Here is a 12,227-nt window from a genome sequence, read left to right on the forward strand (position 1 = left end):
AAGATTCCCCTTCGAAACCGACGCGTACGCACCATGTCCCTGCCGCTCATTTACCACGAAGACTACAGCCCGGCGTTTCCGCCCGACCATCGCTTTCCGATGGACAAGTTCCGGCTGCTCCACGACCACCTTATTGACACCGGCCTGACCACGGATGCTCAGTTGTTTCGCCCACAGGTGTGTCCGGACGACATTCTTGCCCTGGCCCATGAACCTTCGTACATCCGCCGTTATATGGACGGAGCCCTCTCCCGCGACGATCAGCGCCGCCTGGGCCTGCCGTGGAGCGAAGATCTGGCCCGACGCACGGTACGCGCCGTGGGCGGTTCGCTGCTGACCGCCGAAAAAGCGTTGGCGCATGGCCTGGCTTGTCATCTTGCAGGCGGCACCCATCACGCGCACTACGATTACCCGGCCGGTTTCTGCATCTTCAATGACCTGGCCATCATCAGCCAATACCTGTTGCAGAGTGGCCGCGTCGACCGGGTGCTGATCTTCGACTGCGACGTTCATCAAGGCGATGGTACGGCACGCATTCTCGAACACGTTGACGACGCGATCACGGTTTCGCTGCATTGCGAGAAAAACTTTCCCGCGCGCAAGGCCCAGAGCGACTGGGACATTCCGCTGCCAATGGGCATGGGTGACGATGATTATCTGAAGGTAGTCGATGACACGCTCAATTACCTGTTGCCGCTGTATCGACCCGACCTGGTGCTCTACGACGCCGGAGTCGATGTGCACAAAGACGACGCGCTGGGGTATCTGCAACTGACCGACGAAGGCGTGGCCCGCCGCGATGAAGCGGTCATGCGCCATTGTCTTGGACGCGATATTCCGGTGATGAGCGTGATCGGCGGTGGCTACAGCAAGGATCGTGAAGCACTGGCACGACGGCACGGGATTTTGCATCACAGTGCGCATCGAGTCTGGGTGTCGGAGGGGTTGTAGAGCGAGTCGGCCGACGAACTCAGCCCCATGGGCGCAATGCTCGCGAAGACTGCCTGTCAGCCGATCAAGAAGCGATTGATGTACCAACCTGTTCGCCAGCATGCCGGCTGCTACACAATCCCGCGGCAGGGTTAAGGTGTCCTGGTTACCCACATCCACTGTGGAACTGCCTGTGGATAACCTGCGCGCAACGCTGCAGACGCCATATAGCGCAAGGCCTGGCAAAGGCTGTACGTTTTTTGCTCAAAAGTTGTCCACAGGTCGCTCGTTTGCCATGAGGCTCGGGTAGAATGCGCGACCCACCTCAATGATCCGCATCTCGCCCATGACTCCAGACACGCCCCGCTCCGCACAAACAGTCGCCATCATCGGTGGTGGCCCGGCCGGGTTGATGGCTGCTGAAGTGCTGAGCCAGGCGGGTTTCAGGGTCGATGTGTACGACGCCATGCCATCGGTAGGACGCAAGTTTCTGCTGGCCGGTGTCGGCGGCATGAACATCACCCATTCCGAAGCGTATCCGGCGTTTCTATCCCGCTATGCCGAACGCGCGCCGATGATCGCACCGTTGCTGCGCAGCTTTGGGGCCGACGCGCTGTGCGAATGGATTCACGAATTGGGCATTCAAACCTTCGTCGGCAGTTCGGGCCGGGTTTTTCCCACCGACATGAAAGCCGCGCCGCTGCTGCGCGCCTGGCTCAAGCGGCTGCGCGATGCTGGCGTGGTCATCCACACCCGCCATCGCTGGCTGGGCTGGAACGCCGACAACAGTCTGCGCATTGCCAACCCTGAAGGCGAACTGGCGGTAAATCCCGCCGCGACGTTATTGGCCTTGGGCGGCGCGAGCTGGGCGCGTCTGGGATCAGACGGTGCATGGCTGCCGTTGCTTGAACAACGTCGGGTGCGGATTGCGCCCCTGCAACCGGCGAACAGCGGTTTCGAGGTGTCGGCATGGAGCGATTTGCTGCGCAGCAAATTTGCCGGTGCGCCACTGAAGAACATCGCCATCGGCCTTCAGGGTCAAACACTGCGTCTAGGCGAATGCGTGCTGACCGAGACTGGGATCGAGGGAAGCCTGATCTACGCCCTGTCAGCGCAGATCCGCGAAGCCATCAATCAACACGGCTCGGCCACGGTAGAAATCGATCTGCTGCCAGGCAAACGCCTTGCCGATGTGCAGAAGGCGTTGAGCAAACCCCGTGGTTCGCGTTCGATGTCAAAGCATCTGCACAGCCAGTTGAGTATCGATGGGGTCAAGGCAGGGTTGTTGCGGGAGCTGGCGTCAGCCGAATCTTTCGCTGACCCGACGTTGCTTGCCAATGCCTTGAAGGCCCTGCCCTTGACGCTGGTCAGACCGCGCCCACTGGACGAGGCGATCAGCACCGCTGGCGGCGTCACCTTCGAAGCCATGGACTCGCGACTGATGCTCAATGCATTGCCCGGCGTGTTCTGCGCCGGGGAAATGCTGGATTGGGAAGCCCCCACCGGCGGCTATCTGCTTACCGGCTGTTTTGCCAGCGGCCGCGCGGCGGGGTTGGGGATGGTGGAGTGGTTGCGCCATTCGTGACGCATCAAGCCACTCGATCGATCTGCGGCTTCATCGCGGGCACCGATTCCGGCTTCTCCACTGGCGCCTTCGCCTTGCTCGCACCACCGGCGACACGTTTGCCCAGTTCGTAGCCTTTCATCTCGATGTACTTGTGGGCGAAAGCCGCCACCACTACGCAGGACACCGCCACGGCCACGACGAAGATGTTGTTGGCCAACATCGAACCGGTGTCCATGAAACGCTGGCCATCAATCATCGGCGCCAGCTCCACGCCCGTCACTTTCTGCGCCACGATGAACACCGTGACCAGGCAGAACAGCACGGCGGCGTGAGTCATGTAGATCGAGTACGACAGCTTGCCCAACAGCACAAACACGCTGGTCTTGAGCAACGCCGACACCATCCCGCCCTCGAATGCGAACAACAGCACCAGACCGCAGAACGTCAGGCTGCCGAACGGCGAGCGGTAGTCGAAGTCGTTCATCACGATCCAGTAGGTCGCGTACATCATCGCGCACTCAAGCACGGTCATCAGCCATGGGCGTGGCACAAACCTGTCGCGAATCAGCAGGTACACCACATAGGTAATGTTGCCCGCGAAGAAGCATGACAGGCCGAGCATCGCGCGCTCTACCAGCGGTTCGTTCTCGGAAAAAATCAACACGAAGGCCACCAGCGAGATGGCAGCGAATGCCAGGAAACGGTTGCGCATGGACAACATGCACAGCGCGCCGAACAGCATGTAGATGTAGAACTCGATGCTGATGGTCCAGGACGGGTAGTTGAACGACATGGTCTCGGTGAGCGTGGTCCAGGCCTGAACCAGAAACAGGTTAGGCAGGATTTCCCGCGGTGCGAAAAGCCCGGTGAACGGCACGTTGTTCAAGTAGAAGCCTTTCTTGTAGGCAATCCAGCGAACGGTCTCGAACAGAATGAACAGGCCCAGCATCGCCAGGTGCAGCGGGTACAACCGGAAGACCCGGGAGATGAAAAAGGATTTGAAAGAAAGACTCGGCTTCATGCCGTAGGTGTGAGCAAGGACAAACCCGCTAAGGACAAAGAAGAAATTGAGGAGAACTTCGTCGCGCCGAAAAAACGGCAGCTGGATGAAGGTATCAACGACATGCAGATGGAAGAACACGACCAACAATGCGCAGACACCTCGGAAACTATCGAGTGTGGTAAATCGCTGAACAGGCTTCATAGCGCAACTTCCGTACTGGTTTATGAAAAAACGCCACCGTTGGCGGAGCTGGAGCCAGTACAAGGTATTTTGTTCGGCCTCCCCTCGACAGTTGAAATATTTCATCCCTGATACATACGACGGCGTGAAAGTTGACGCCAGTCTTTGACAGCAGTGACCCGACAGTCATGCAGAGACCCAATGGTCGACAAACAGAGAAAAAACAGCCGACGTTTTGCTGACGCGGCTCGGCCCGTCGACGCTGTGCGCTGCTGTCGCCGACGGGCCGGATGAGAGATGCGCGAATCAGTTACTTGAGCAACCGCTGCCCTGAATCAAGTAGTTCAACGTGTGGCGCTGGCCTTGGGAGTCCTCGTAGACCAGCGTCATGGGCTGGATACCGCAGACGCCTTCGTCAGGGGTCTGACTGATGACCCGGGCGATATCGAGGCCGACGGTGGCGCTGTGAGACGCAGCGCTCTCGGCATGGGCAGCCAGAGAGAACAGGCTCATTACAGCGATGGCGAGAAGTTTTTTCATGGTCGTCTCCTCAAGTCCGGGCAGATGAGCGGGCGTTCAACAACTGGCGGGCGGAGTCGGCAATCATCAGCACAGAACCGGCAAGCATCAGCACATCCTTGAGCACCAGCCGACCACCACCGGAGAGGTAGGGAAATCCGAAGTTGGCGTCCCCGAGATCGCCGACCCAGGCCTCAGGTGTGGTGATCAGGAAAGAGAGCGTGACGAGGGGAGTCAGGAACGACAGGATCGAACCGACCATGCCCAGCCGTCGAGAGAATCCGTAGGACAGCACCAGCAGGCCGATGAGAATTTCGACGCTGCCCAGACCATCCGAAAACGCGTAGGTGTTATTGCTCACCTGCCATTCACGCTTCAGCGGATCCAGTTGGCCTTCGTGGGTCAGGTGCTCCTTGTATTCATGGGGATGGTTGTAGAAGAACGACATCGCCGGGCTGTTGGCCACGAACGGTGTGATGCTGTCGGCTTCGTACGGCACGAATTTCAGCGCGCCGATCCAGATGAAGATGATGGCGACACCGATCCTGACCATATGAATGCCGAGTCGGTCAAGGCGGGTGGCTTTTTGCAGCAGGGTGTTGATGGTGAGCATGGCATTGAGCCCTCTGTGATTTCAGTGGACTCAAGGTTAAAGAGCGGTCGTCGTGGCGTTACGTCAGATCCGCTCAAGGTTTTGCGTGATCGTCTCAACCGATGGAGGGTGGTTTCCTACTATCAACCGCAGCGATGATCGCTACCAATCGTATTGACTTCTTAATAATCCAGCGCCGCGTAACATTGCCTCCATACCGAGTTACCCACTTACGAGTTCTGGAGCAAACATCATGAAAACCAACAAACTGATCCTTGGTCTGGCCTTCTCCGTACTGGCAACCAGCGCGTTCGCACTGCCAGCCGTCGATGCAAGCAAACAGGTGAACGCACCGGTTGTTGCCGAAAACGGTTCCTCCCACACTCATATCAACCGCGTCGCTGCCGATGGCGCCGACCGTGTGGGTGCCAACCGCGTCGCCGAGAACGGTTCGGAAAAAACTCACCTGGGCCGCATCGCAGCTGACGGCGCCGACCGTGTAGGTGCCAACCGCGTCGCCGAGAACGGTTCGGAAAAAACCCACCTGGGCCGCATCGCAGCTGACGGCGCCGACCGCGTAGGCGCCAACCGCGTCGCCGAGAACGGTTCGGAAAAAACCCAACTGGGCCGCATCGCTGCTGATGGCGCTGACCATGTCGGTGCAAGCCGCCTGAGCTGATCCTTCCCCGCTTCATCCCAGCCCGGCCTTTGCCGGGCTTGATTGTTTCTGGCCCCCGCTAAAACCGACAGCCGCTGTATGCCAATCGCTCAACGACAGGCGTGTAGGACAATCCTTCACCGTTTTTCGGACATTTCTTTCAGAAATCCCGCCTCTGGCCGATGCAATCGTACATTTGTATGTTTTGCTGGCCTTCTACAACAACAACTCTCCAGCTGACGACTTCGATAAATGGACATCCTGGAGAATTGTGATGAAGAGCTGGTTTGCGAACATCAGCGTCAACATGAAGCTGGCCCTCGGGTTTGGCGTCGTACTTGTATTTACTGCCCTGCTTGCGCTCATCGGCTGGACCAGCCTGGGCAACATGACTTACCGCAGCGACCGGGTTGCCGACATTTCGAAACTCAGCAACAAGCTGACCGACCTGCGCGTCACCCGCCTGCAGTACATGCTCAGCAATGGTGATGAGGCCGTGGCGCAGACCGTGCAAACCGCGCTGGATGCCTACAAGGCTCAGCAGCAGTACCTGCAGACCACCTTCAGCAACCCGCTGAACGTGCCGCTGATCAGGGCATTGGGCGAGCAGATCAGCGCCTATCAGGCATCGCTGAACAAAATGCGCGATGGCTACAAAGCCAGCGCCAAGGTACGCGCGGACATGGGCGTCGACGCCGTAAAGGCGGCCGAACTCATCGCTGCCATCAATGACGACGTGATGAAACTGGACCCGACCGACGAGCGTCGCTTCGAGCAATACCAGACCATCGTCAAGGCCAAGGAAGACGTGATGCTGGTGCGCTACGAAGTGCGCGGCTACACCGGCAACGTCACCGCCAAGACCGAAGAAGCCGCCACACGCCAGCTGTCCAGCGCCATCAGTGGGCTTGAGCAGCTCAACGCCACATTCGGTGGTTCCCAGGCAGACCGTTTGAAGCAACTTGAAGCTTCGTTGATCAGTTACCGCAACGCGGTCCAAGGCTTCAAGGTCGCCAACGACAACATCAACGCGGCGCGCGCCGAGATGACCGCCGAGCAGGCCGTGATCGTCAAGCTGAGCAAGGAGCTGATCGACTTGCAGACCTCACTGGGCGATGCCGACACTCAGCAGGCGCGCACACTGCAGATCGCCGGCACCCTGCTGGCGCTGATCTTCGGCGCCCTGGCAGCGGTGATCATTACTCGTCAGATCACCCGGCCACTGCAGGAAACTTTGACCGTGGTCGACCGCATCGCCTCGGGCGATCTGTCCCACGACCTGATCGTGACCCGCAAGGACGAATTGGGCGTGCTGCAACACGGCATTCAGCGCATGGGCGCTACTCTGCGCGACCTGATCGGCGGCATCCGCGACAGCGTCACGCAGATCGCCAGCGCCGCAGAGGAGCTGTCCGCCGTCACCGAGCAGACCAGCGCCGGCGTCAACAGCCAGAAAGTCGAGACCGATCAGGTCGCCACCGCCATGCATGAAATGTCGGCCACGGTTCACGAAGTCGCGCGCAATGCCGAACAGGCGTCGGTCGCAGCTTCGGCCGCCGATACCCAAGCCCGTGATGGCGACAAGGTCGTGGGTGAAGCGATTGCCCAGATCGAAAAGCTTGCCAGCGAAGTGATCCGTTCCACCGACGCCATGAACGTGCTGGAACAGGAAAGCGACAAGATCGGCAAGGTCATGGACGTGATCAAGGCCGTCGCCGAACAGACCAACCTGCTGGCCCTCAACGCCGCCATCGAAGCCGCCCGTGCCGGTGAAGCCGGACGTGGCTTTGCGGTCGTCGCCGATGAAGTTCGTGGTCTGGCACAACGCACCCAGCAATCGACCGAAGAAATCGAAGGCCTGGTCGCCGCCCTGCAGAACGGCACGCGTCAGGTCTCGGACATCATGCTCAGCAGCCGCCAGCTGACCGACAGCAGCGTCGCCCTGACCCGCAAGGCCGGCACTTCGCTGGAAAGCATCACCAACACGGTGTCCAACATCCAGGCGATGAACCAGCAGATCGCCGCCGCTGCCGAACAGCAAAGTTCGGTGGCCGAAGAGATCAGCCGCAGCATCCTCAACGTGCGCGACGTCTCCGAACAGACCGCTGCCGCCAGCGAAGAAACCGCCGCGTCGAGCGTCGAACTGGCCCGCCTGGGCAATCAGCTGCAGATGCTGGTCAGCCACTTCAAGGTGTAAATCAAGAAAGCCGCGCCGAGACCAACAATCCCGACGCGGCTTTTTTAATGATTTTGAAGACGAAAAGGCGTTTTCTAACAATAATGAGGGCTTCGTAACGATTTTGAGGGCCTCTCATGCGCAATTCAGCCGGTTATACCTGGCTTGCAGACACCTACAAGGTTGTTGTCTGCCAACCGCTGAAGGTGCGCAGTGAAATCGGCAGCACCCGAAAAGAAAGCATCGTCAACGGCATTCTCGAGCAAACCTTCCCCGCCCAGTATCAACCCGGCCCGACGTTGGCAGAACATCTGACGTTCGCGTTCAAACGCGAACCTCTGCACCTTGAATTTCTCGCCAGGCTTTTCTCCATCATCGACCCTCTTGAACTCGAAACATGGATCAAGGCAGAGCCGACCGGCCAGTTCGCTCGCAAAGCCTGCTTCCTCTACGAATGGTTCGAAAACCCGGCCCTGTCATACGCAGGCGTCGAGAAAGGCAACTACGTCGACTTCATGGATGACGCAAATTATCTGGTGAGTCAGGCACCACAGCGCAACGCGCGATGGCGGGTGATCGATAACCTTCCCGGCACACCGGACTTTTGCCCGACCATCCGTACCACTTCCACGCTCATGGCCCTGATTGATTACGACCTGAACGCGGAACTGGCTCGACTGGGCGGCGAATTCGGTCACGACACTCTCTTGCGCAGCGCCGTGTGGCTGACAATCAAGGAGAGTAAATCGAGCTTTGCCATCGAACACGAAGAGCAGCAAACCGATCGGATCAAACGCTTTGCAGCGGTCATGGAACAACGCTGCGGAACTGGCGCGCCCCCTTTGACTCAGGAGCAGATTGCGTCCATCCAGCAGGAGATTCTCGGCCCTCGGGCATTGTCCTATGGCATCCGCAAATCGCCCGTGTTCGTCGGGCAGACCCGTGGCTTCCAGAACGTGCTGCATTACCTGGCCCCGGCATGGCAAGACGTTGAAGCCATGCTTCGAGGATTGCAGGCTTTCGAATCCAATACCCGCGGCAGTTCTTCGATACTGCGCGCTGCCGTGATCTCCTTCGGTTTCGTGTACATCCATCCGTTGAGTGATGGCAATGGGCGGATCTCGCGCTTTCTGATCAACGACATCCTGCGTCGCGACGGCGCCTTGCCACCGCCCTACATCCTCCCTGTATCGGCAGTCATGCAGGACCACACCCTGCGTCCGCAGAACTACGATCAGGTACTCGACGAGTTTTCACGCCCTCTGATGCAAGTCATTGAGCCGGACGTTCGCTTTGAGGGCTATGTTAAATACACCGATGGAATGGAGTCGAATCTGCACTACGACGGCTACCTGCACAATTCTCCGGCGTGGCGATTCATCGATCTAACCCCACACGCCGAATATATCGCGCGGGTCATTCGTCAGACCGTCGATAAGGAAATGCGGGACGAAGCCAGCATCTTGCGCAATCATCAGCTCTTGCGCGATGCGATAAAGAATGTGTTCGAGGGCCCGGACGCGGACATCGACCGCATCATTCGCTCGATTCACCAGTCGGAAGGCCAGGTAGGCAATAAACTACTGAAGCAATACCCGCTGCTGGAGCAAGAGCCAATAAGAGCGGAGATTGTCGCATTGGTGTCCCGATTCCTCGGATGAAAACCACTGGATACTGTAGCCGGCCAGCACGCTAACAATTTTGAAGGTGAAAAGCCGTTTTCTAACAAAAATGAAGGCGGCTTAACGATTTTGAGGGATCAGTTCGTCAGTTGATTGGCGAACTGTCCGACCGCACTGACCACGCGCTGCGCGCCATCCTGAATTTCGACGATCACCGACCCCGCCTGTCCCGCCAGCTCCAGGCCCTGTTGCGCCTGTTGCTTGCCGCTGATGATCACGTTCACCGCCTGCTCGGCCAGTTGCTGATTCTGTTGCACCACACCGACGATTTCCTCGGTGGCCTTGCTGGTACGCGAGGCCAGTTGCCGGACTTCGTCGGCGACCACCGCAAAACCCCGCCCTTGTTCACCGGCCCGCGCGGCTTCGATGGCAGCGTTGAGCGCCAGCAAATTGGTTTGATCGGCGATGCTGCTGATGCTCTGGATGATCGAGCCGATCAGTTGGGACTGCTTGTCCAGTGCGCCAATCCGGTCGGCGGCCTGCTCCATGTGCTCGGCCAGCTGGCGCATCACATCCACCGTCTGCTGCACGACGGCCGCACCTTTCTGGGCGCTGCCATCGGTCTGTTGCGAGGTGCTGAACGCGATGTTCGCGGCCTCCGCGACTGCGATTTCTCGATTGACCTGATCGGTGATGATGGTGGCGAATTTCACCACTTTGTACAGCCGGTCGTGGGCGTCGGTAATAGGGTTATAGGAAGCCTCGAGCCAGACCACGCGCCCACGGCTGTCAACGCGCTTGAAGCGCTCGGCCACGTATTCACCCCGGCGCAGTTTGTCCCAGAACGCCCGATACTCTGGGGAGTTGTACTCCTCAGGCTCACAGAACATGCGGTGATGTTTGCCCTGAATCTGCGCCAGCGAATAGCCCATCGAACCGAGAAAGCGCTCGTTGGCGGTCAGCACCTCGCCGTCGAGGTTGAATTCGATCACGGCGGTGGAACGCTGCAACGCTTCGATCAGGTTTTCGTGCTCGCGGGAGTTTTCGATGGTGCGTGTCAGGTCACTGGAATGGACCGTGAAATACTTCACCCGCCCTGCACTGTCACGCACGGGCTGAACGATGGAGCGCAGCCAGGCTTCCTGACCGTTGCCCCGCATCAGACGCAGCGCGCCGTTGAGATGCTCGCCGCGGCTGATGGCGGATTTCATGCGCTGATAGAAATCCAGCTTCTTCACATAGTCGGGCACCAGATCGTCGATCGATCGCCCCACCAGCTCGGCATTGCGGTAATGCATTTCGTTTTCGAAGTTGCCGTTGACCGACTCGATTTTGCCCTGCGGATCCAGACGCATACCCAGCATTTCGCTGTCCAGACTGCTCCTCACCTGCTCGACCGATGAAAGTTCTTCACGCAGCGCGGCCAACTCTTGTTTAAGACGTTTATTGAACATGAAAGACGAACTTCCAGAGAGATGAGGGGATCACCTTGAGCATCGGCGTGGCCGGTCATTTCTTGAGCCTGGAGCAGATGAGCTGTCACTTTCAGGGCACCGCGCCGGACTGAACCAAGGCCGGTGAACGACGTCTTTGAGTCTGCTCCGGGAAGAAAGGGATTTACTCATCGCATAATTGCCACATACTGCCCGCGCTGTTTTTTATTCGTCAGAGCCAATTTCAATCTTCAATAACGCCAGGTTCATCTTCATGAAAAAAATCCTGCCTTATCTGCTGAGCGCCGCCATTTCCGTCATTCCAGCGGCATTTACTCAGGCCGCTACACCTGCCGCCCCAGTTCAACTGATCGTCCTGAGTTCCGGCGGTATCATGGGCGCCTTCAAGGCCGTGACCCCGGATTACGAGCAACGCGTGGGCGTGAAACTGCAAGGCGAAGTCGCGCCATCGATGGGGGCCACCCCGCAAGCCATTCCCAACCGCCTGGCCCGACAAGAACCTGCTGACGTGGTACTGATGGTCGGCGCCGCGCTGGACAAGTTGATCAAGGACGGCCAGGTCGATCCGAAAACCCGCGTCGATCTCGGCAAGTCTTACATCGCCATGGCCGTGAAACACGGTGCGCCGCATCCTGACATCAGCACCATGGAAGCCTTCAAACAGACGCTGCTCGACGCCAGGAGCATCGCCTACTCCGACAGCGCCAGCGGTGTTTATCTGTCCCGCGTGCTGTTCAATCAGATGCACATCGCCGAGCGTATTCAGGGTAAGAGTCACATGATCCCGGCGGAGCCTGTGGGCGAAGTCGTCGCTCGGGGCGATGCCGAAATCGGCTTTCAGCAGTTGAGCGAATTGAAGCCGGTGGATGGCATCGACATCATCGGCCTGATTCCCGATCAGGCGCAGCAGATGACCCTCTATTCGGCGGGCGTCGTTTCCAAAAGCAAGCACCCGGAACAGGCGAAGCAGTTTCTGGAGTTCCTGAGTTCGTCGGCGGCAGCGCCTGCGATCAAGGCCAGCGGCCTGGACCCGATCGCCAAATAAAGACGCTCTGTAGCAGTCAGACCTGAAGCTCGATCAACTCGCCCCGCACATCGAGGCCATCGATGTGCAGCATCCCGACGGTGATCGGCAGTTTGAAACGTCGAGGGCCGGCGCTGCCCGGATTGATGTACAGCACGCCGTGACGGGTTTGCTGCAGAGGTTTGTGCGAGTGGCCGGTGACGATCACCCGCACATCGGACGCCAGGGTTTCGGGCACATCGGCCAGAATATGCGTCACGTAAATCGCCAGTTTGCCTACTCGCAGCACCGCGTCAAAAGGCACGTCAGAGGCCCAGGCATCGTCGGTATCGTTATTGCCTCGCACCACGGTCAGCGGCGCTATTTCTCTCAGCGCCTCAAGGATCTCCGGCTTGCCGATGTCGCCGCCATGAATCAGGTAATCACAGCCGCGTAACGCCTCCAGCGCCTGGGGACGCAGCAGGCCGTGGGTGTCTGAAATGAGCCCGACTTTCACTGACAT

12 protein-coding genes are annotated in these 12,227 nt (G+C 58.8%); 7 read left to right on the forward strand and 5 right to left on the reverse strand.

Annotation, left to right across the window (positions count from 1 at the left end; genetic code table 11):
• The first annotated feature begins 33 nt into the window (after window positions 1-33).
• Together BWR59_RS15560 and BWR59_RS15565 are read left to right on the forward strand one after the other, a co-directional pair.
• Window positions 34-951 (forward strand): histone deacetylase, encoded by a 918-nt coding sequence (locus tag BWR59_RS15560; RefSeq protein ID WP_081566538.1) that lies wholly within the window; start codon window positions 34-36, stop codon window positions 949-951.
• Window positions 952-1,258: 307 nt separating this feature from the next.
• Window positions 1,259-2,515 carry a TIGR03862 family flavoprotein gene (locus BWR59_RS15565; protein ID WP_143490842.1) on the forward strand — a complete coding sequence of 419 codons (1,257 nt, stop codon included), beginning with the start codon at window positions 1,259-1,261 and terminating at the stop codon, window positions 2,513-2,515.
• 4 nt (window positions 2,516-2,519) lie between these two features.
• On the opposite strand, the gene BWR59_RS15570 is transcribed toward BWR59_RS15565, so the two are convergent.
• The gene (locus BWR59_RS15570; RefSeq protein ID WP_230982027.1) at window positions 2,520-3,638 is read right to left on the reverse strand and encodes an acyltransferase; all 1,119 of its coding nucleotides are present in this window, start codon (window positions 3,636-3,638) and stop codon (window positions 2,520-2,522) included.
• Here BWR59_RS15570 and BWR59_RS32810 point away from each other — a divergent pair.
• Entirely contained in the window at window positions 3,528-3,812 is a 285-nt protein-coding gene (locus BWR59_RS32810) for a hypothetical protein (protein ID WP_230982030.1), read from the forward strand. The two genes, BWR59_RS15570 and BWR59_RS32810, sit on opposite strands and share 111 nt — an antisense overlap.
• A 174-nt stretch (window positions 3,813-3,986) precedes the next feature.
• Here the strand turns inward: BWR59_RS32810 and BWR59_RS15575 are convergent, their stop codons facing one another.
• Window positions 3,987-4,220 (reverse strand): DUF2790 domain-containing protein, encoded by a 234-nt coding sequence (locus tag BWR59_RS15575; protein WP_081566540.1) that lies wholly within the window; start codon window positions 4,218-4,220, stop codon window positions 3,987-3,989.
• Window positions 4,221-4,230: 10 nt separating this feature from the next.
• A complete protein-coding gene (rclC, locus tag BWR59_RS15580) occupies window positions 4,231-4,812 on the reverse strand; it encodes a reactive chlorine resistance membrane protein RclC (protein ID WP_081566541.1) in 582 nt (193 codons plus the stop codon).
• 232 nt (window positions 4,813-5,044) lie between these two features.
• Between rclC and BWR59_RS15585 the strand changes: the two genes are divergently transcribed.
• The 3 genes from BWR59_RS15585 (at window position 5,045) to BWR59_RS15595 (ending at window position 9,286) form a co-directional block, all read left to right on the forward strand.
• Window positions 5,045-5,470, forward strand: a complete 426-nt coding sequence (locus BWR59_RS15585) for a hypothetical protein (RefSeq protein ID WP_081566542.1) — start codon at window positions 5,045-5,047, stop codon at window positions 5,468-5,470.
• A 253-nt stretch (window positions 5,471-5,723) separates the two neighbouring features.
• Entirely contained in the window at window positions 5,724-7,646 is a 1,923-nt protein-coding gene (locus BWR59_RS15590) for a methyl-accepting chemotaxis protein (protein WP_081566543.1), read from the forward strand.
• 116 nt (window positions 7,647-7,762) lie between these two features.
• On the forward strand, window positions 7,763-9,286 hold the full coding sequence (locus BWR59_RS15595) for a Fic family protein (RefSeq protein ID WP_081566544.1): 1,524 nt from the start codon (window positions 7,763-7,765) through the stop codon (window positions 9,284-9,286).
• 98 nt (window positions 9,287-9,384) lie between these two features.
• On the opposite strand, the gene BWR59_RS15600 is transcribed toward BWR59_RS15595, so the two are convergent.
• The gene (locus BWR59_RS15600; protein WP_081566545.1) at window positions 9,385-10,701 is read right to left on the reverse strand and encodes a PAS domain-containing methyl-accepting chemotaxis protein; all 1,317 of its coding nucleotides are present in this window, start codon (window positions 10,699-10,701) and stop codon (window positions 9,385-9,387) included.
• 253 nt (window positions 10,702-10,954) lie between these two features.
• Here BWR59_RS15600 and BWR59_RS15605 point away from each other — a divergent pair, with 253 nt between their 5' ends.
• The gene (locus BWR59_RS15605) at window positions 10,955-11,746 is read left to right on the forward strand and encodes a substrate-binding domain-containing protein (RefSeq protein WP_081566546.1); all 792 of its coding nucleotides are present in this window, start codon (window positions 10,955-10,957) and stop codon (window positions 11,744-11,746) included.
• A 16-nt stretch (window positions 11,747-11,762) separates the two neighbouring features.
• Here the strand turns inward: BWR59_RS15605 and BWR59_RS15610 are convergent, their stop codons facing one another.
• Window positions 11,763-12,227, reverse strand: coding sequence for a metallophosphoesterase family protein (locus tag BWR59_RS15610; RefSeq protein ID WP_143490843.1), 465 nt, complete (start codon window positions 12,225-12,227; stop codon window positions 11,763-11,765).

It is taken from the genome of Pseudomonas sp. Bc-h (genome assembly GCF_002080045.1).
Classification (GTDB): domain Bacteria; phylum Pseudomonadota; class Gammaproteobacteria; order Pseudomonadales; family Pseudomonadaceae; genus Aquipseudomonas.

Excerpts from the sequence above, each read along its gene's own strand:
- rclC (WP_081566541.1), bottom strand. The coding sequence starts at position 4,812 with ATGCTCACCATCAACACCCTGCTGCAAAAAGCCACCCGCCTTGACCGA.
- BWR59_RS15600 (WP_081566545.1), bottom strand. The coding sequence starts at position 10,701 with ATGTTCAATAAACGTCTTAAACAAGAGTTGGCCGCGCTGCGTGAAGAA.
- BWR59_RS15565 (WP_143490842.1), top strand. The coding sequence starts at position 1,259 with ATGATCCGCATCTCGCCCATGACTCCAGACACGCCCCGCTCCGCACAA.
- BWR59_RS15560 (WP_081566538.1), top strand. The coding sequence starts at position 34 with ATGTCCCTGCCGCTCATTTACCACGAAGACTACAGCCCGGCGTTTCCG.
- BWR59_RS15595 (WP_081566544.1), top strand. The coding sequence starts at position 7,763 with ATGCGCAATTCAGCCGGTTATACCTGGCTTGCAGACACCTACAAGGTT.
- BWR59_RS15590 (WP_081566543.1), top strand. The coding sequence starts at position 5,724 with ATGAAGAGCTGGTTTGCGAACATCAGCGTCAACATGAAGCTGGCCCTC.
- BWR59_RS15605 (WP_081566546.1), top strand. The coding sequence starts at position 10,955 with ATGAAAAAAATCCTGCCTTATCTGCTGAGCGCCGCCATTTCCGTCATT.
- BWR59_RS15610 (WP_143490843.1), bottom strand. The coding sequence starts at position 12,227 with ATGTCAGTGAAAGTCGGGCTCATTTCAGACACCCACGGCCTGCTGCGT.
- BWR59_RS15575 (WP_081566540.1), bottom strand. The coding sequence starts at position 4,220 with ATGAAAAAACTTCTCGCCATCGCTGTAATGAGCCTGTTCTCTCTGGCT.
- BWR59_RS15585 (WP_081566542.1), top strand. The coding sequence starts at position 5,045 with ATGAAAACCAACAAACTGATCCTTGGTCTGGCCTTCTCCGTACTGGCA.